The sequence below is a fragment of the Actinophytocola sp. NPDC049390 genome (assembly GCF_044466355.1).
Lineage (GTDB): Bacteria > Actinomycetota > Actinomycetes > Mycobacteriales > Pseudonocardiaceae > Actinophytocola.
In genome coordinates this window covers 257,259-274,551 of sequence record NZ_JBITMQ010000013.1, presented here as the reverse complement: position 1 = coordinate 274,551, position 17,293 = coordinate 257,259, and the positions used below count along the sequence as shown (strand labels likewise).

Here is a 17,293-nt window from a genome sequence, read left to right as displayed (position 1 = left end):
GGATAGCTCTCCACAAAGGATTGTTCGTAAATCAACGACCGTTCGTGGGGACTGATCAATGCCGACTACCGCTCTCCCCCGCCGCGCCGCCGCACCCGCCCGTGTGTGGGTGTCCGCCACCGCCCTCCCCGGCGCGGCGACCCTGATGCTGTTCTGGCTGACACGCGTCGTCGAGACCGATAAGGTCCAAGGCTTCGTGTTCTCGGCAGCCCTGACCTTTCTGGTCATCACGTGCACCATCGGCCCGATCGTCTGCTGGGCGTGGCGCACGCACGCGCTGGAGGACCGCACCGAGGACGACCTGGCGGACATCGCGTTCCGGCTGCGTCGGCTGGAGACCGCGCAGGGGCACACGTGTCAGGCCGCACAGCCGGTGCGGTCAGTCGGTGGGCCGAACCTGTACCTGGTCCGCGACGACGCGCAGCAGCCGGAGTGGAACTAGAGGTCCTTCGTCAGGTCGAGGCGACGGTGCGCGTCCCGGGCCCGCTCGTCCGCGACGGAGGCTCCGTACCGCGCGACCATCTCCCGCGAGCGCCAGCCCATGACGCGCATGAGGTCGTGCTCCTGGCCTCCGGCCGCCAGCCAGCGGTGGGCGAGGGTGTGCCGGAACATGTGCGGGTGCACGTGTGGCACCCCTGCCTGGTCGGCCCGGCGGTCCAGGAGCGACCGGATGCCGTCGGCCGTCAGCTCCCCCTGGCGGCCCAGCCAGACCGCATCCGACCTCCCCGCCCAGCTGTGGCGCCGCCGGGCCCGGATGTAGCGCCGCAGCGCCTCGCCGGTGGTGGGCCCGAACGGCACGACCCGCGGGCGCCGGCCCTTACCCATGACGTGGATGGTGTCGTGGTCGAAGTCGATGTCGGACACCTTCCCGTCCGGGCCCTCGCGCTCCAGCCGCAGCGTCGCGACCTCGTCGGCCCGGCAGCCGGTGTCGGCGAACAGCCGGATGAGCGCTTCGTCGCGCCGGTGGGTGAAGTCCTTGCCCGCGGCAGCCGCGACGAGCGCCCGCAGCTGGTCGGCGGTAAGTACGTCCACCGGCACGTCAGGGATGGACGGCGGCGAGGTCTTCGAGAACGGCGTCACGGCGATGAGGTCTTCCACCTCGTCGAGCCAGCGGCAGAACTGCTGGAGCTGGCGGTAGTGCTTGGCCGCCTGGCCCGCGGTGATCGGCCTGCCGGTGCGTCGGTGCGGGCGCGCCTGCATGTAGACCATGAAGTCCTCGACGAGCTTGTGCCCGCCCGACGCGGCGTCCAGCGCTTCGGCATACGCGGGCTTGCCCTGCCCCTCGAGGTAGTCGACGAACTCCTCGGCGCTGCGTAGGTAGGTGGTGATGGTGTTGGGCGCACGGTTCTTCGCCCGGAGGTGTCGCTCCCAGTCCTGGATCAGGGGACGCAGGGGCTCGACGTCGTCGCTCATGCGGCGAAGTCTACGGCCCGAATCCCTTGACCTTCAAGCTGTATGCGGGATAGAGTCCCTTCGTATTACCTGACAGTGGGGCGGGTGGGGCTCGAACCCACGGCCAAGGGATTATGAGTCCCCTGCTCTAACCGACTGAGCTACCGCCCCCAGTGAACGGTGTGTGCGGAAAGGTTACTTGCTTTCGCAAGAGCGCCACTCGTCGACCTCGGTGAGCAGCGTCTTCTTCAACGAATCCGGGGCGGCCGAGGCCCGGATGCCGCCCGCGGCGACGGCGGCCAGCTCGGCGTCCGTCAGCCCGAGCACGTCCCGGCAGATCTCGTACTGCCCCGCCAGCCCGACCCCGAACAGCAAGGGATCGTCGGTCGACAACGCCACCGGCACCCCGGCCGACAGGAACGAGCGCACGGGGATGGCGGCCAGTTCGTGCACGCCGAACGGCGGGTAGGACGTCGGGCAGATCTCCACCGCCACCTGTCGTTCCGCGAGCAGCGCGACCACCGAAGGATCGACGATGGCGGAGGTCCCGTGGCCGATCCGGGACGCGCCGAGCAATTCCACGCAGGACCGCACGTGCGCGGCCGGGGTGTAGAAACCCGAATGCGGCGCCCCCAGGAGCCCGGCGTCGGCGGCGACCCGGAACGCGGGTACGAAGTCGGCGACGTCCACGCCCCGTTCGTCGTTGGAGAGCCCGAAGCCGACCACCCCGTGCGGGGCGTACCTGGCGGCCAGCTTGGCGAGTGCCTCCGCGTGGGCGGGCGGGCGCTGCCAGCTGGACGCGATCAGCACGCCGACCGGGATGGGCGCGGCGGCGGCCCCGGCGAGGACCGCCTCCAGCACCGGTTCGAGTCCGCCGAACACGGGCGCGTACGACGTCGGGTCGACCTGGATCTCCAGCCAGCGACAACCGTCGGCGGCGTCGTCGGCCGCCGCTTCGGCGATGACGCGTGCGATGTCGGCCGGGGTGCGGAGCGTCGCGCGGGACGCGTCGTAGCGGTCCTGGAAGGCCGCCCACGTCCCGGCGCCACCGGGGAGTGGCGGGGGCACCGTGATGCCGTGGCGGCCGGCCAGCTCGAGGAGCGTGGCCGGCCGCATGGCACCGGTCAGGTGCAGGTGGAGCTGCGCCTTCGGCAGCCCCCGCGGATCACGACGGGGTGTAGGCAGGCTCACGCCGGCCGTTGCTCTGCTGGGCCGTCGTCTTGCTCTTGTTGCCGAGGCCGGTCTTCTCACCGACCTTGGCCCGCGCGATGCCCGCCGCGCCCTGCACGGCCGGGTGGTCGGCGACCTTGCGGTAGGTCCGCATGATCTGGTCGTATCGGCTACGGCCCGCCTTCGCACCCAGCACGTACCCGACCGCGGCGCCCAGGATGAACGCCTTCATGTGTCCTCGCCTCCCATGGCTCGACCTGCTGTTTCCCCTCCATCTTCCCCCACGCGCGCCCCGATCGCCGGGTGGCGCGAACCCCCGTTCCGGCATGCGCTAGAGTTAGCTCTCGCCGGACGGGGTCCGGCAGGCGATCCTCCATAGCTCAATTGGCAGAGCATTCGACTGTTAATCGAAGGGTTGCTGGTTCGAGTCCAGCTGGAGGAGCTCCCGCCCCAGGTCACGCACCTGGGGCGTTTTCTGTAGGCGGACACGCTGCGCTCCCCCGCAGTTTGACATCGCACTGCCTAGGGAGCACAGTTGGTTCATGACCACTCCCCAGCGCCGCCGTCCCTCCAAGGCTGACCGGACCCTTGAACAACTGATCCAGGACCTCACCGCGCTCCGCGGCTTCGACCCCGTCGAGCGCGCCCGCGCCGCCAAGGAACTGATCGAGGTCACCAAGGCGGTGCTCTCCCACGAACGCCGCCACGCGCTCCTGGAGGCCAACACCACCGGTCCGGAACCCATCGGCGCCTCCGAGCTCGCGCGCAGGCTCGGGGTCGCCCGCAGCCGCGTGACCGACGCGATCGCGCTCGCGCGCGCCGAGGTCGCGGGCAAGGCCTGAGCCCGCGGACGCGTCTACGCGGGACCGGCCCATCCACATGGCGGTCGACCGCGACGACGTGCGCGTCCGCGTGCAGTGGACAGCCGAGCAGGTCCTCCGGAAGCTCAGCGCGGCGCCGGAACAGCGACCGCCTGGTACTCCACGTCGGGCCCCGGCGTCGTGCCGAAGCGGGCGTTCGGCAGGTACAGCCGGTGCCCGAACGCGGCGACCGTGGTCGGCACGTCGAACCGCTCGTCGGTCAGCGTGGTCGTGAGCGTCGCGCTCGTGGCGTGGCGGTCGAGGTGCAGCACCGCCACCGTGTTCAGCCGGTTCTGCACGACGTACAGGGTCCGTCCGGACAGCAGCAGGCCGTCGCCGTTCGTGAGCGTGTAGTCCAGCGCGACCTCGGTCGAACGGCCGTCGAAGCCCACGCGGAACAGCTTGCCCGTGTTGGACTGCACCACCAGCAGGGCCTCGCCGTCCGGCGTCGGCGCGATGCCGTTGGCGTTGAAGCCCGTGCCGTAGACCAGGTCGCCGGTGATCGGGACCATCGTGACGGTGCCGCGATCGAGCCGGTACAGCCGCTGGTTCACCGAGTCGGTGAACCACGCCGAGCCGCCGGCCAGCGCCACGTCGTTCACGAACGCGGCCGCCGTGGTCAGCTGGTGGGACGCCAGCACCGTGCCGGTACGCGTGTCGACCACCCGCGCGTTCCCGGCGGCGCCGCCCGCGACGTACAGACGCCCCTTGGCGTCCGTCTTCATGCCCACCGACGGCGTGCCGGGCCCTTCGCTGATCACCTTCCCGCGACCGGTCCGCAGGTCGGCCCGGTAGATGTCGCCGTCGGCCAGCGACCCGAAGTAGGCCACCGGGCCTGGGCCGATCGCGATGCCCTCCGGCTGGAACCCGTTCGGCAGGTCGATCGTCGTGGGGAACGCCGGGGCCGCGGCGGCAAGACCGGGTGAGAACACGAGCAGGGCGGCCAGTACAACACCAACGCGTCGAAACATCGAAGAAGTCCTATGCGTGGAGAGACAGGGTCATACCGACTAACGCGTACCGGACCCGGCGGGTTCAACGGGCAGCCGGAGCACGTCCATCGCCGCCTGTGAGAACACGGCGCGCATCTCGTCGTCGGTGAACTCGCCGTCGTCCTGGTACGTCGCCGAGGACAGGACCGCGCCGAGCACCTCCATCGCGGCGATCGCACGCAACCGGTCCGCGGACGTCGGCGACGGGCCGGCGAGCCACGCGACGAGCCGCTTCCCGAGGTCCATCACGTCGTCCCACAGCGAACCGAGCACCACGGCCACCCCGGCGGCGTCACGCTGGAAGATCCCCGCCACCGACCGGTTGCGCAGGAACACCTCCAGGCACCGCTCGACGACCGATCGCACGGTGTCGGGGCTGCGTTCGAGCCTCGCCGTGTCGTCGACGATCGACCGCCAGCCCGTGATCACCGGATCCACGACCGCGAGCAGCAGCGCCTGCTTGGACGGGTAGTGGTAGTACAGCGAGGCCTTCGTCAGCCCGACACGTTCGGCGATCTCCCGTAGGCTGGTCTGCTCGAACCCCTTGTCCGAGAACAGCTCCAGGGCAACCGCACGAATCGTCTCGCGGGTGTCCCCGTCCATCCGCGTTCCTCCTCAGCAGTTTCTCAGCCCGCTCACGTTAGCGTTCGCCCGGCTGAGCCCCTCAAACGATCTTATCTACCGGGCGGCAGGTAGACTGGTGCGTGGATTCGGGGGCCGCATATCGACAGGGGAGGCATGATGTTCGAACGACTGGGGCGTCTGGTCGTGCACAACCCGTGGAAAGTGATCGCGGGATGGCTGCTGATCACCGTCGCGATCGTCGCGTTCGCGCCGACGCTCGCCGACGTCACCACCCGCGACCAGGCCAACTTCCTGCCCGCGGACTACGAGTCCGTGCAGGCGGGCGAACTGGCCGAGCAGTCGTTCGGGCGGACCGACCAGGCCAGCGCGACGATCGTGGTCAAGCGGCAGGACAGCGAGGCGCTGTCCGAGGGTGACCGGACCGCGATCGGGGCACTCGCGAAGGACCTCACCGACGCGGGGATCGACCGGGTCACCGCAGCGATGACCGGCGACCAGCTCCTGTCCCCCGACAAGAATGTGCAACTGGTCAGCGTCGGGCTGGAAGGCATGGGGGACGATCCGAAGCTCGTCGACGCGATCGAGGAGATCCGCGAGCGGGCCACCGACGGGTTCGACGGCACCGACCTGGAGTACGCGGTCACCGGTGACGTCGCGATGTTCGCCGACAACGCAGACGCGTTCGACACCGCGCTGGTGATCGTCGGCGCGGCTACCATCGTCCTGATCATCGGCCTGTTGCTGCTGATCTACCGGAGCCCCGTCGCCGCGCTGCTGCCGATCGTCACGGTCGGCGTGGTCAGCGCGATCGCACCGGGGGTGGTCGCGTGGCTGGCGCAGGCGTTCGACTTCCAGGTCGACCAGTCGGTGCAGATCGTGATGACGATCGTGCTGTACGGCGTCGGCACCGACTACATCGTGTTCCTGCTGTTCCGCTACCGCGAACGGCTTCGGGCCGGGGACGACCCGAAGACCGCGCTCGTCGCGGCCGTGGCCCGGGTCGGCGAGGTCATCGCGTCCGCGGCGGCGGCCATCGTGATCGCGTTCATGGCGTTGCTGCTGGCGGTGTTCGGCGCGTTCACGAGCTTCGGGCCGGGCCTGTCGATCGCGGTGGTGCTGATGGCGTTCGCGTCGGTCACCCTCGTGCCCGCGGTCGTGTCCCTGGTGGGCACCAAGGTGTTCTGGCCGTCGAAGTCCTGGCAGCGCACGCCGAAGGGCACGGTGTTCCAGCGGCTCGGCACGTTCACCGGCCGCCGTCCCGGGGTCGTGGCGGTCGCGTCCGGCGGCGTGATGGTGGCGCTGGCGCTGGGCATGTTCGGGTTCGACACCGACTACGACCAGACCGGTCAGCTGCCCAGCGACACCGAGTCCGCGCGCGGTCTGGAGTACATGGAGACCGGCTTCCCGTCCGGTGCGCTGAACCCGACGTCGGTGTACGTGAAGGCGAACAGCGGCACGCTCGACGAGCAGGAGCTCGCCGCCTACGCGAAGAAGCTGGACGACGTGCCCGGTGTCGGCGGCGTGATGCCGAGCCCGACCGGGCAGCCCGCCACGCTGAACGAAGAGCGGAACATCGCCAAGATCGACCTGCTGCTCGACACGAGCCCGTACGCGAACGAGTCGCTGGACCTCGTGGACGGTCAGCTGCGGGACGTGGCGCACGCGCAGGCGCCGGACGGCAGCGAGGCGAAGGTGGGCGGCCTGACCTCGGCGTTCGCCGACATCCGGGACGCCAACACCCGGGACCTGTGGGTGATCTTCCCGGTCGCGGGTGTGCTGATCGCGCTCGTGCTCGGGTTGATGCTGCGCAGCATCGTGGCGCCGCTCTACCTGATGCTGGCCGTGGTCGTCGGGTTCTTCTCGACCATGGGCGCGACCGTGCTGGTGTTCCAGGGCATCGGTGACCGGCCAGGGGTGTCGTTCATGCTGCCGATGCTCGTGTACCTGTTCGTGGTGGCGATCGGCACGGACTACAACATCCTGATGATCGCGCGACTGCGCGAGGAGGCGAAGCTCGGCAACGACCCGCGCACGGCCGCGGACCTGGCGGTCGAGCACGGCGGCCCGTCCGTCGGCGCGGCGGGCGTGATCCTCGCGGGCACGTTCGCGTCGATGCTGCTGGCCGGCGTCTCGTTCCTGATGGAGATGGGCTTCGCGGTGTCCGTCGGCATCCTGATCGCGGCGTTCGTGATGTCGATGTTCCTGGTGCCGAGCCTCACCGCGTTGCTGGGCCACGCGGCCTGGTGGCCGGGTCACGGCGACCGCGCGCAGGCCCCGCCCCCGCCGTCGGCGAGTGAACGAGATCCCGTCTCGGTCGGCTGACCACGCGACGGCCCCTCGTGCCACACCCGGCGCGAGGGGCCTTCGCGTGTCAGAAGAACCTCATGTGCCGTCCCTAGCGTTCTCCCCGGAGCTTGTCGCTACGGAGGAAACGTGATCAAAGCGCTGGGTGCGTCGGACCCGAGGGAGATCGGGCGCTACCGGATCCTGGCCGAGCTGGGCCGGGGCGGGATGGGCCGGGTGCTGCTGGGCACCGGCCCCGACGGACGGCTGGTGGCCGTCAAGCTGGTGCGCGCGCAGCTGGTCGAGGACGAGGACTTCCGGTCCCGGTTCCGCCGTGAGGTGTCCGCGTCCCGCAGGGTGTCCGGTGCCTACACCGCGGCCGTGGTCGACGCGGACGCCGACGCGCCGACCCCGTGGCTGGCGTCGGTGTTCGTGCCGGGACCGTCGCTGGCCGACGTGATCGCGCAGGCCGGCCCGCTGCCCGCGGACGCCGCGGTGCGCCTCGCGGCCGGGCTGGCCGCGGCGCTGGTGGACGTGCACGGCGCGGGCCTGGTGCACCGCGATCTGAAGCCGTCCAACGTGCTGCTGTCCGCCGACGGCCCACGGGTGATCGACTTCGGCATCGCGCGCGCCGCCGACAGCGAAGGCGGCAGCGAGATCACGCACACCGGCTGGCTGATCGGCTCGCCGGGCTTCATGTCCCCCGAGCAGGCGGAGGGCGGTGCGCTGACCTCGGCCAGCGACGTCTTCTCCCTCGGTTGCGTGCTGTTCCTCGCGTGCACCGGCAAGGGCCCGTTCGTCGGGCCGTCGACCCCGCAGACGCTGTACAACGTCGTGCACTCCCAGCCCGACCTGAGCGCGGTCCCCGACGAGGTGCGCGGCGTCGTCGAGCGTTGCCTCGCCAAGGACCCGGCGGAGCGGCCGACGCCTGCCGGGTTGCTCGAAGACCTCGCGCCCCTGATCACCCCGGCCACGAAGCCGTGGCCGCGGCCGGTGCACGACCTGATCACGCACCAGGAAGCCGAGGTCGCCGCCCTCCTGTCAGCGCCGAGGGACGACGAGACCGTCGCCGTTCCGCACGACCCGGTGACGATGGCCGTCACTCGGCACCTGCCCCCGGAGCCGGTCGCCGTGGCGCGGCCCCGCGCCACCAACCCGGCCGGGCCGATCTGGGCCGCCGTCGCCGGGTTCGTGGTCATCGCCTGCCTCGTGGTGTGGGCGCTGTGGCCCGAGCGGGACACCGACAGCAGCGCGGACTCGTCGTCGACGACCACGACCGAGGACACGCCGACCTACGCCTACAGCGACGAGACCACGGACACCACGACCGAGGAGGAGACGACCACCACCGACGAGCCGTCCCCCGAGTACACCGAGGAAACGACCACCGAGGAGGAGGAGTACGACTCCGTCTACGACGCCGACGAGGGCGACTGCGCCTGGGCCGAGGACCCGGACACCCCGTGGGAGGTCGTCCCGTGCGAGGACTACGTGTTCGAGGTGCTCACCGTCCTCCACGGCACGTCCACCCACGACGACTGCGGTGACGACGTGCGGGTGCGGCTCAGCACCTACCGGGAGGAGGACGACCCGGACCTGTCCACGCGGGTGTGCATGACCTTCCGGTACGGCAACGACGGCGCCTACGCCCGGATGAACCACTGCCTCGTGCTGGTCGGCTCCGGCGACGACACCGACCCCACGTTCACCGACTGCGACAACGCGACCCACTACGTGTCCGGCTACGACTCCGACACGTTCGACCCGAGCCTGTGCGGCTCGGACGGCTGGCACGGCTGGGAGGACAACGGCGCGTGGGGCGAGTACCTCAACTACACGATCTGCATCCGCCGCCGCTGACCGTTGTGTCTTTCCCTAGGGAACCCGCGCCACGACGAACACCCGCCGGAACGGGAACCAGGTCGTGCCGTCCGCGCGTCGCGGGTACTCGGTGCGCAGCACGGGCGCCAGCTCCGACCGGAACTCCGCCCAGTCCTCATCGGACAGAGCGGTCCTGATCGGCCGCAGTGCCGTGCCCGTCACCCATTCCAGCACGGGGTCGTCGCCGGTCAGCCGCTGCACGTAGGTGGTCTCCCAGGCGTCGACGGCACATCCGGCGTCGGACAGCAGGCTCGCGTAGCCCTCGGGGTCGAGCACCGCGTCGTCCTCACGCAACACCACCGACTCGAGACGGTCCCGCCACCGCGGCGTCGCGGCCAGCGCACGCACCCGGACGTGGGACGGGGCGCCGAAGTTGCCCGGCACCTGGAACGCGAGCCACGCCCCCGGCGGCAGCCGCGGCACCCAGCTCGCCAGCAGTTCCTCGTGTCCTGGCACCCACTGCAACACGGCGTTCGACACGACCACGTCGGTGTCCGGTGACGGCTGCCAGTCCCGCACGTCCGCCACGGTCGCGTCGATCCCCCGTTGCCGCGCCGCCGCGACCATCTCCGGTGACGAGTCCGACGCCTCGACCGTCGCCGACGGCCACCGCAGCGCGAGCGTCTCGGTCAGGTTGCCCGGCCCGCAGCCCAGGTCCACGACCCGGCGCGGCGCCTCGGCGGTGATCCGGCCGACGAGGTCGAAGAACGGGCGCGAGCGGTGGTCGGCGAACGCCAGGTACTTCGAGGGGTCCCACACAGCACGCCTCCAGCAAACCGTACGTACGTACTGTTACTGTAGCGCTTCCCGGATCTTGACGGCCACCTCCGCCGCGACCGTCCGCACGGCGTCCCCGTCGGTGCCCGGGTCGGCCCTGACCTGCAGCACGATGCCGTCGCGGCCCGGCACCTTCCGCTGCACGAACCACGCGCCCCCGCCCGGCAGGTCCCGATGGTGGCGCGACCTGATCGACTCGGTCACGCGGCGGTGCACGGCGTGCGGCAGCTTGCCCGGATCGACCAGTGGGTACCGGCGCGGCGCCCGGTCGGTCAGCAGGACCGCGTCGCCCGCCTCCCCCGTCTCGTCGGCCTCGATGACCACCAGCACGCCGTCGCCCCACGTCACCTTGCTGAGCAGGTGCCAGCCGATGCGCCGGTACCCGTCCTCGGCCGGCACCCACAGGCCCAGCGACGTCGCCAGGAGGTGGCCGCCGCCGCGGACCTCGGCCGTCTCGGCGACGCTCTCGTCCTTCTCGAGGGTGCCGGTGAACCCGGCGGGCGTCCCGTCGCCGATCACCTTGTCGAGCAGTTTGCGCAACACGCTCACGCCATGCCTCCGGCTGCCTGCTCCCCCAGCGCCTTGTAGTACTGCTCCAGTGCGACGAGGTCACCCCACAGCGCACGCGCCTCGTCCGGTTCCTCGATCGGCGACAGCCGCTGCAGCCGCGACTTGATGTCCGCGATCTGCCCGGCGAGCAGCTGCCGCTGGAGCGCGGCGAGCATGCCCGCGGCGTACCGCTCGATCATGTTCTGCCTGGTGGGAATGGGTTCCACGGCCAGCTCGGTGACCAGGTTGCGGCCGATGCCCGACTCGCAGCACTTCACCACCGCGTCGATCAGCTCCGCGCCGGCGAGGCCGCTCGCCGTGCCGCCCGCCTTCAGCACCGACCGGTGCAGCTCGGCGTAGGCGGGATGCGTGAACACCTCCTGCGGCAGCGCGTCGTACATGGGCCCCGCGAACGCCGGTTCCTGCAGCGCCAGCTTGATCACCTCGCGCTGGACGTGCAGCTGCGGGTCGCGCGGGTTCGGCCGCGGCGGCCCGTCGACGTCGACCGCGAGCGCGCCCTGCCCCGGGTCGACCGGTCTGGTGGCCCGCCGCGCGGGCGCCTGCCCGCCGCCCGCGGTCTCCCGGACCCGGCGCACGACGGTCGCCACGTCCTCCCAGCCGACCCAGCCCGCGAGCTGGCGCGCGTACTCGTCCCGCAGCGCCATCTCCTTGATCCGCGCCACCATCGGGACGGTCCGCCGCAGCGCCTCGACGCGGCCCTCGGCGTTGTCGAGGTTGTGCGACCCCAGTTCGGTCTTGATGGCGAACTCGAACAGCGGTCGGCGCCGGGCGACCAGGTCACGCACCGCGACGTCGCCCTTGGCCTGCCGCAGCTCACACGGGTCCTGCCCGTCCGGTGCGATCGCGATGAACGTCTGCGCGGCGAACTTCTGGTCCTCGTCGAACGCCTTGAGCGCCGCCTTCTGGCCCGCCTCGTCGCCGTCGAAGGTGTAGATCACCTCGCCGCGGAACGCGTCGTCGTCCATCAGCAGTCTGCGCAGCACCGTGATGTGCTCGGCGCCGAACGCGGTGCCACAGGACGCGACGGCGGTGAGCACGCCCGCGAGGTGCATCGCCATCACGTCGGTGTAGCCCTCGACGACCACGACCTGGTGGCGCCGCGCGATCTCCCGCTTGGCGAGGTCGAGCCCGAACAGCACCTGCGACTTCTTGTAGATCGGGCTCTCGGACGTGTTCAGGTACTTGGCCTGGATCTGGTCGTCGTCGTAGAGCCTGCGCGCGCCGAACCCGACGACGTCGCCGCCGAGGTCCTTGATCGGCCACAGCAGACGGCGGTGGAACCGGTCGATCGGCCCCTGCCTGCCCTCGCGGGACAGCCCGCCCTTGATCAGCTCCTGCATGTCGAAGCCGCGGCCGAGGAGGTGCTTGGTGAGCTTGTCCCAGCCCGCGGGCGCGTACCCGCAGCCGAACTGCACGGCCGCGGCCTGGTCGAACCCGCGCTCGGCGAGGAACTCCCGGGCCTTGACCGCGTCGGGGGTGGTGAGCTGCTCGGCGTAGAACTCGGCGGCCGCGCGGTGGGCGTCGATGAGCCGCGTGCGGGTGCCCCGGTCGCGCTGGCGGCTGGGTGCGCCGCCTTCGTAGGTCAGCTGAATGCCACTGCGTTCCGCGAGCCGCTCGACCGCCTCGACGAAGCTCAGGTGGTCGATCTTCATGAGGAAGGCGATGACGTCGCCGCCCTCGCCGCAGCCGAAGCAGTGGAAGGTGCCGTGGGTGGGCCGCACGTTGAACGACGGTGTCTTCTCGTCGTGGAACGGGCACAGGCCCTTCAACGCGCCGCCACCGGCTCGGCGCAGCGACACGTACTCGCCGACGATGTCGTCGATTCGGTTGCGGTCTCGGACCGCGGCGATGTCGCTTTCCCGGATCCGTCCTGCCACGTTGTCCGAGTCTAGGCGTCCGGACCGACAGTAGGATTGCGGGTGTGACCGTCAGCGACGAGGTTCTGGCCAAGGAGTTCTCGGCACACCGCGCGCACCTGATCGGCGTCGCCTACCGGCTGACCAGCACGATCTCCGACGCGGAGGACGCGGTCCAGGAGGCGTGGCTGCGGCTGTCCGGGCTCGACGACGCGCGCCGCGCCGAGATCCGGGACCTGCGCGGCTGGCTCACCACCGTCGTCGGGCGCATCTGCCTCGACCGGCTGCGCTCGGCCGCCGTGCAACGCGAGAAGTACGTCGGCCCGTGGCTGCCGGAACCGGTCGTCACCCCCTACGGCGCGCAGCCCGGCGACGATCCACTCGAGACGGTCGTGCGCGACGAACAGGTGCGGATGGCCGCGCTCGTGGTGCTGGACAACCTGACCCCGGAGCAGCGCGTCGCGTTCGTGCTGCACGACGCGTTCTCCGTGCCGTTCTCGGAGATCGCGGAGATCCTCGGCGTCACGGAGTCGACCGCCCGCCAGCACGCGTCGCGGGGCAGGCGCGCGGCGGCCGAGGCGGAGAAGCCGGACCACACCGACCTGGGCGCCCAACGCGAACTCGTCGAGAAGCTGCTGGGCGCCATCCTGTCCGGCAACCTCAACGGGGTCGTCGAGCTGCTGCACCCCGAGGCCGTGCTCATCGGCGACAGCAACGGCAAGGCCCGCACGTCCCGCCGCCGCATGGTCGGCGCCGACAAGATCAGCCGGTTCCTGGCGGGTCTCGTCGAGATGTACGGCGCACACCGCCTCATCCAGGGCGAGCTGGTGCTGGTCAACGGCGACATCGGGATGGCGATCCCGGCCCGGCCCGCCGAGGACGGACTGTGGGCACTCGACCGCAGGGTCATGAGCTTCGACGTCCAGGGCGGGCGGGTCAGCCGGATCTACGACATCGTGAACCCGGACAAGCTCACGCACCTGTCGCTGGAGTGAACCGCTCGCCGCGGTCCTCCGCTCAACTCCGTCGCTCCGCTTGGGTGACGTCGGCCGTCGGGAGGCGGCACGCGTCGCCGGAGCTGAACCCCTGGTCCCGGATGCCGAGCGAGCTGTACATCCGCGCCCGCTGGTTCTCCAGGCCGATCTGGTAGGTCAGCTCGACCACGCCCTCGTCGCCGAACTCCTCGCGCAGCTCCGCCACCTGCTCGTCGGTGACGCTGACCGGGGTCGTCGTCATCGCGTCGGCGTACGCGACGGCCAGGCGTTCCTGCCGCGAGTAGGTGTCCGACGTCTGGTAGTCGTCGATCCGCTTGAGCCGCTCGATGTCCAGGCCCTCGTGCTTCTGCAGCATGGTGCCGAAGTCGACGCACCACGAGCAGCCGAGCTGCTGCGCGACCCGGTACACCGCCAGCTCGCGGACGTTGGCGGGCAGCGTCCGGCTGGCCTTCTCCGCGGACATCTCGTGCCGCGCCGCGGTCATGAACAGCTTCCGGTGCCGGGCCAGCACGGAGAACGGCTCCGGCACGACCGTGTACCGCCGCCGCGCGAACCAGTAACCCATCCGGATCAGCGGGCTCGCGTCCTTCGTCGCCACCCCTGGGATTCTCGGCATGATCTCCTCCTCGTGTCATCGTCTGGACGAGCAGGGGCGCCGAGGTGTGACAGGGTCACTCCGCCGGATCGACCACCCTGGCGAGGAAGTACACGACACCGGTCTCCCGGTGCCTGACCACGAGCAGGAACGGCCGGTCCACGCGCACCTCGACCGGCTCGCCCACCGGCAGCGACATGAGCCGCATCATCACCGCGGTGGCGGCCGCGCCCTCGAGGCCCTGCTCGTCGAGCTTCAGCACCGCCTCGTGCAGCACGGCCTGCACGGCCAGCTCGCTCGCGGTGATCCCGCCGAGATCCGCGTCCCTGGTGAAGACCGTCCGCACCCCGACCTGGTTGAGCGGTGGCGTCAGCTCGGCCTGCTTCTTCACGTGGATCTTCGGCAGCAGCAGGTGCACCTGTTCGGGCCGGGGCGCGGCGAGCAGGCGGCCCAGCAGGTCCGCGTCCAGCCCTGGCTCGGCGGCCGTCAGGTCGCCGTCCGGCAGCAGCACGACCGCGTCGACACCGCCGACCGCGGGCAGGCTCACGACCTGCCACCCGTCCGTCCTGGCGTAGCCGACCCGCTCGGTCAGCTCCATGGTCGGCACGTCCCTGGCGCCGCCTGGCGTGTGGAACGGCCTCGGCGCCGTGGCGCCCTCGCCGAACCGGTGCTTCCACGCGCACTTCAGGTACAGCGCGTTGACCAGCGCGGACACGGTGTCGTCCCGGATCGCGTCCGGCGGCAGCAACTCGGGGATGAGGTCACGGGTCGTCTTCGCGACGTCGACGTTGATCATGTCGCGGGCGCCGAGCGGGTTCGTCCGGAACGGCGCCTCCCGCACCATGCCGCTCGACCAGCGCCCCAGCTCGTCCACGTAGGAGGCGTGCACGTCGATCGACTCGTCCGCCCACAACGTGTTGGCGACGGCGATGACCGGCTCGTCCTCGTTGTCCCGTGCCTGTTGCAGCACACCGGCACGGGTCAGCAACGCCCCCAGCTCGGTCAGGTCGCCGGACTTCTCCCCCAGCAACAGCACGGCCAGCTCGTCACGGGTCAGCCCGCGGGCCCCCTGCGCGACCAGCCCCAGCGCGCTCGCCACCGAGAACGGTGACCAGCAGGCGTTGGCGCCCAGGTCCGGCGCGGTGGCGCGGTGCAGGCTCAGTGTGAACGCGAGGTGCGTCACCGGCACCCCTCACCGTCGCGGGTCGGCTGCGGACGCGTCGTGTCTGCCATGTTCCCGAGTGTGCCACGTCACTCCGACACTGTCCGCCTCCCGACGAGTGCGCGGTGCCAGCTGACCGCCTGCGCGTCGGTCAGCGAGGCCACCTGGTCGATCACGACGCGCAGCCGTTCCGCGTCTCCGGCGGCCTGCGCCCAGGCCGGCGCGAACGCGGCTTCCAGCGCGTCCGCCCCGCGGCGGGTCAGCTCCGCCACCAGCTCGGCGACCAGCTCCCGCTGACGGCTCTGCAGCGCGAGCCGCTGCCGGTCGCTCATCACGTACCGCAGCGCCACCGCCTTCAGCAGCGCCACCTCCGCCGCGACCCTCGGTGGCACGACGAGGTCGGCGGCGTACCTGGTCAGCCCGCCCTCCCCGTGTGCCGCGCGGGTGGCGGTCACCGCGGCGGACACGAACCGGCCGACGAGTTCGCTGGTCAGCCGCTTCAACGCGACCTGCGCGCCGAGCGAACCGTCGTACTCGGCGGCGGTCAGGTCGGCGACGACCGGCACCCGCAGCAGCTCCCGTGCCGCGTCCTCCAGCGCGGACACCGGCTCCGCGCTGAAGTACTTGGCGGCCAGCTCCGCCACCACCGCCCGCTCGCCCCGGTCGCTGAGCTCCGGGACGGAGATGCGGCCGGCCCGCACCCCGTCCTCGACGTCGTGCACCGAGTAGGCGACGTCGTCCGCCCAGTCCATGACCTGGGCCTCCAGGCAGCACCGGCCCGCGGGCGCACCGTCGCGCAGCCAGTCGAAGACCGGCAGGTCGTCTGCGTAGACACCGAACTTGACGGTCCCCTCGGTGCGTGGCCACGGGTACTTCGTGGCGGCGTCGAGGGACGCGCGGGTCAGGTTGAGCCCGTGATCGGCGATCTTGGGCTCGAGACGGGTGAGGATCCGCAGCGTCTGCGCGTTGCCCTCGAACCCGCCGCAGGCCTCGGCGACCCCGTCGAGCGCACGCTCGCCGTTGTGGCCGAACGGTGGGTGGCCGATGTCGTGCGCGAGCCCCGCCATCTCGACGAGGTCCGGGTCGCAGCCCAGATCCTCCGCGATGCCGCGGCCGATCTGCGCGACCTCGAGCGAGTGGGTGAGCCGGGTGCGCGGCACACCGCTCACCTCGGAGCCCTCACCAGGGCCGACGACCTGCGTCTTGCCCGCCAGACGCCGCAGCGCCGCGGAGTGGAGCACGCGGGCGCGGTCCCGGGAGAAGGAGCTGCGCAGCGACGGCAGCGAGCCGGGCAGCGGCGCGGACTTCTCCTGCTCCGCGTACCTGCGCGCGACATCGTGCTCGGCATACCCCGTGGTCATGCGGGGAGGCTACTTGTCGGCCCCGACATTGCCGGGCACACCGATGTTGTCCGCCGACGCCTTGGTCGCGCGGTAGTACAGCAGCGCGGCGGTCTCGTACAGGATGTAGCGGATCTGCGTCTGCCTGGTCTGGACGATCGGGCCGCTGTGCGTCGGCGAGGTCCGCGCCTCGAGCCCCGCGTCGGACGCCATGGTCCTGGCCCGCAGCGAGTGCCAGGGGTCGCTCACGATCACGACGGACCGCCAGCCCCGCCCGTGGATCTCCTCGGCCGCCGCCTCGATGCTGCCCAGGGTGTCGTTGCCCTTGCCGATGGGGATGACGTGGTCCTCCGGCACGCCGTGCTCGGTGAGCCAGCGGACACCCGCGGTGGCCTCCGTGTAGGTGTCGCCGGGCTGGTTGCCGCCGGTGGTGACGATGTAGGGCGCGACGCCCTCGTCGTAGAGGTTCTTGGCGTGCCGCAGCCTGGCCTCGAGGACCTTCGAGGGGGTGCCCCCGTACTGGGCGGCGCCGAGGACGAGCACGACGTCGGCGCTCGCCCGGTCGTCCCCGCGGGCGACCTGCCAGACCCGGAAACTCGTGCCGCCGACCACGAGGAAGCCGACCAGGAGCACGCCGATGAGGAGGCGCCGGAGGAACCGGCGCACGGGTCTCGGCTCGTCGTGACTCACTTCGGCCATCCTTCCAGACACCGCACGTAAAGGTTCGGATGCTACCCGCGAGGACAGACGATTTCGGGGTGGCGATGGTTGCTTGGGCCAAGTTGTCCACAGCCGGTCGAGTTGTCCACATGTTGATCTTGACGGGGCGCGGAGG

The 17,293-nt window shown here is 71.1% G+C and carries 17 protein-coding genes and 2 tRNA genes; 6 read left to right on the top strand and 13 right to left on the bottom strand.

Features of this window, described 5'->3' with window-relative positions; all coding sequences use genetic code 11:
* Nucleotides 1–58 precede the first annotated feature (58 nt).
* Entirely contained in the window at nt 59–442 is a 384-nt protein-coding gene (locus tag ACIBVP_RS32860) for a hypothetical protein (protein WP_396110298.1), read from the top strand.
* On the opposite strand, the gene ACIBVP_RS32855 is transcribed toward ACIBVP_RS32860, so the two are convergent.
* From ACIBVP_RS32855 to ACIBVP_RS32840, 4 genes are all read right to left on the bottom strand, one after another.
* Entirely contained in the window at nt 439–1,413 is a 975-nt protein-coding gene (locus ACIBVP_RS32855; protein ID WP_396110297.1) for a tyrosine-type recombinase/integrase, read from the bottom strand. The two genes, ACIBVP_RS32860 and ACIBVP_RS32855, sit on opposite strands and share 4 nt — an antisense overlap.
* Before the next feature lie 76 nt (nt 1,414–1,489).
* Nucleotides 1,490–1,563: transfer RNA gene (locus tag ACIBVP_RS32850), tRNA-Ile, on the bottom strand.
* Between the two features lie 24 nt (nt 1,564–1,587).
* Entirely contained in the window at nt 1,588–2,583 is a 996-nt protein-coding gene (add, locus tag ACIBVP_RS32845) for an adenosine deaminase (protein ID WP_396110295.1), read from the bottom strand.
* On the bottom strand, nt 2,558–2,794 hold the full coding sequence (locus tag ACIBVP_RS32840) for a hypothetical protein (RefSeq protein ID WP_396110294.1): 237 nt from the start codon (nt 2,792–2,794) through the stop codon (nt 2,558–2,560). The genes add and ACIBVP_RS32840 overlap by 26 nt, the downstream gene beginning before the upstream one ends.
* A 137-nt stretch (nt 2,795–2,931) precedes the next feature.
* On the opposite strand from ACIBVP_RS32840, the gene ACIBVP_RS32835 reads away from it, so the two are divergent.
* Nucleotides 2,932–3,004, top strand: a tRNA-Asn gene (locus ACIBVP_RS32835).
* Between the two features lie 100 nt (nt 3,005–3,104).
* Nucleotides 3,105–3,404 (top strand): hypothetical protein, encoded by a 300-nt coding sequence (locus ACIBVP_RS32830; RefSeq protein ID WP_396110293.1) that lies wholly within the window; start codon nt 3,105–3,107, stop codon nt 3,402–3,404.
* A gap of 104 nt (nt 3,405–3,508) precedes the next feature.
* On the opposite strand, the gene ACIBVP_RS32825 is transcribed toward ACIBVP_RS32830, so the two are convergent.
* Nucleotides 3,509–4,393: an SMP-30/gluconolactonase/LRE family protein gene (locus tag ACIBVP_RS32825; RefSeq protein WP_396110292.1), complete on the bottom strand. Its 885-nt coding sequence runs from the start codon at nt 4,391–4,393 to the stop codon at nt 3,509–3,511.
* A gap of 39 nt (nt 4,394–4,432) precedes the next feature.
* Nucleotides 4,433–5,017 carry a TetR/AcrR family transcriptional regulator gene (locus tag ACIBVP_RS32820; protein WP_396110291.1) on the bottom strand — a complete coding sequence of 195 codons (585 nt, stop codon included), beginning with the start codon at nt 5,015–5,017 and terminating at the stop codon, nt 4,433–4,435.
* A gap of 135 nt (nt 5,018–5,152) precedes the next feature.
* Between ACIBVP_RS32820 and ACIBVP_RS32815 the strand changes: the two genes are divergently transcribed.
* Nucleotides 5,153–7,321: an MMPL family transporter gene (locus ACIBVP_RS32815; RefSeq protein ID WP_396110290.1), complete on the top strand. Its 2,169-nt coding sequence runs from the start codon at nt 5,153–5,155 to the stop codon at nt 7,319–7,321.
* A gap of 114 nt (nt 7,322–7,435) precedes the next feature.
* A complete protein-coding gene (locus ACIBVP_RS32810; protein WP_396110388.1) occupies nt 7,436–9,142 on the top strand; it encodes a protein kinase in 1,707 nt (568 codons plus the stop codon).
* A gap of 15 nt (nt 9,143–9,157) precedes the next feature.
* Here the strand turns inward: ACIBVP_RS32810 and ACIBVP_RS32805 are convergent, their stop codons facing one another.
* From ACIBVP_RS32805 to dnaG, 3 genes are read right to left on the bottom strand one after another with little or no spacing between them, the layout of a single operon-like run.
* Nucleotides 9,158–9,922, bottom strand: a complete 765-nt coding sequence (locus ACIBVP_RS32805) for a trans-aconitate 2-methyltransferase (protein WP_396110289.1) — start codon at nt 9,920–9,922, stop codon at nt 9,158–9,160.
* 33 nt (nt 9,923–9,955) lie between these two features.
* Nucleotides 9,956–10,489, bottom strand: a complete 534-nt coding sequence (locus tag ACIBVP_RS32800) for a hypothetical protein (RefSeq protein ID WP_396110288.1) — start codon at nt 10,487–10,489, stop codon at nt 9,956–9,958.
* Entirely contained in the window at nt 10,486–12,387 is a 1,902-nt protein-coding gene (gene dnaG, locus ACIBVP_RS32795; protein ID WP_396110287.1) for a DNA primase, read from the bottom strand. The genes ACIBVP_RS32800 and dnaG overlap by 4 nt, the downstream gene beginning before the upstream one ends.
* A gap of 35 nt (nt 12,388–12,422) precedes the next feature.
* Between dnaG and ACIBVP_RS32790 the strand changes: the two genes are divergently transcribed.
* Nucleotides 12,423–13,361, top strand: a complete 939-nt coding sequence (locus ACIBVP_RS32790) for a sigma-70 family RNA polymerase sigma factor (RefSeq protein ID WP_396110387.1) — start codon at nt 12,423–12,425, stop codon at nt 13,359–13,361.
* Nucleotides 13,362–13,383: 22 nt separating this feature from the next.
* Here ACIBVP_RS32790 and ACIBVP_RS32785 read toward each other — a convergent pair whose 3' ends face one another.
* From ACIBVP_RS32785 to ACIBVP_RS32770, 4 genes are all read right to left on the bottom strand, one after another.
* The gene (locus ACIBVP_RS32785) at nt 13,384–13,977 is read right to left on the bottom strand and encodes a carboxymuconolactone decarboxylase family protein (protein ID WP_396110286.1); all 594 of its coding nucleotides are present in this window, start codon (nt 13,975–13,977) and stop codon (nt 13,384–13,386) included.
* A 55-nt stretch (nt 13,978–14,032) separates the two neighbouring features.
* Nucleotides 14,033–15,139, bottom strand: coding sequence for a serpin family protein (locus tag ACIBVP_RS32780; protein WP_396110285.1), 1,107 nt, complete (start codon nt 15,137–15,139; stop codon nt 14,033–14,035).
* 68 nt (nt 15,140–15,207) lie between these two features.
* On the bottom strand, nt 15,208–16,479 hold the full coding sequence (locus tag ACIBVP_RS32775) for a deoxyguanosinetriphosphate triphosphohydrolase (protein ID WP_396110284.1): 1,272 nt from the start codon (nt 16,477–16,479) through the stop codon (nt 15,208–15,210).
* A gap of 9 nt (nt 16,480–16,488) precedes the next feature.
* On the bottom strand, nt 16,489–17,157 hold the full coding sequence (locus ACIBVP_RS32770) for a YdcF family protein (RefSeq protein WP_396110283.1): 669 nt from the start codon (nt 17,155–17,157) through the stop codon (nt 16,489–16,491).
* Nucleotides 17,158–17,293 lie beyond the last annotated feature (136 nt).

Bases quoted from the DNA above. Each gene is read 5' to 3' on its own strand.
- ACIBVP_RS32830 (WP_396110293.1), top strand. From the start codon at position 3,105: ATGACCACTCCCCAGCGCCGCCGTCCCTCCAAGGCTGACCGGACCCTT.
- ACIBVP_RS32785 (WP_396110286.1), bottom strand. From the start codon at position 13,977: ATGCCGAGAATCCCAGGGGTGGCGACGAAGGACGCGAGCCCGCTGATC.
- ACIBVP_RS32840 (WP_396110294.1), bottom strand. From the start codon at position 2,794: ATGAAGGCGTTCATCCTGGGCGCCGCGGTCGGGTACGTGCTGGGTGCG.
- ACIBVP_RS32825 (WP_396110292.1), bottom strand. From the start codon at position 4,393: ATGTTTCGACGCGTTGGTGTTGTACTGGCCGCCCTGCTCGTGTTCTCA.
- ACIBVP_RS32770 (WP_396110283.1), bottom strand. From the start codon at position 17,157: ATGGCCGAAGTGAGTCACGACGAGCCGAGACCCGTGCGCCGGTTCCTC.
- ACIBVP_RS32815 (WP_396110290.1), top strand. From the start codon at position 5,153: ATGATGTTCGAACGACTGGGGCGTCTGGTCGTGCACAACCCGTGGAAA.
- ACIBVP_RS32775 (WP_396110284.1), bottom strand. From the start codon at position 16,479: ATGACCACGGGGTATGCCGAGCACGATGTCGCGCGCAGGTACGCGGAG.
- ACIBVP_RS32855 (WP_396110297.1), bottom strand. From the start codon at position 1,413: ATGAGCGACGACGTCGAGCCCCTGCGTCCCCTGATCCAGGACTGGGAG.
- ACIBVP_RS32860 (WP_396110298.1), top strand. From the start codon at position 59: ATGCCGACTACCGCTCTCCCCCGCCGCGCCGCCGCACCCGCCCGTGTG.
- ACIBVP_RS32820 (WP_396110291.1), bottom strand. From the start codon at position 5,017: ATGGACGGGGACACCCGCGAGACGATTCGTGCGGTTGCCCTGGAGCTG.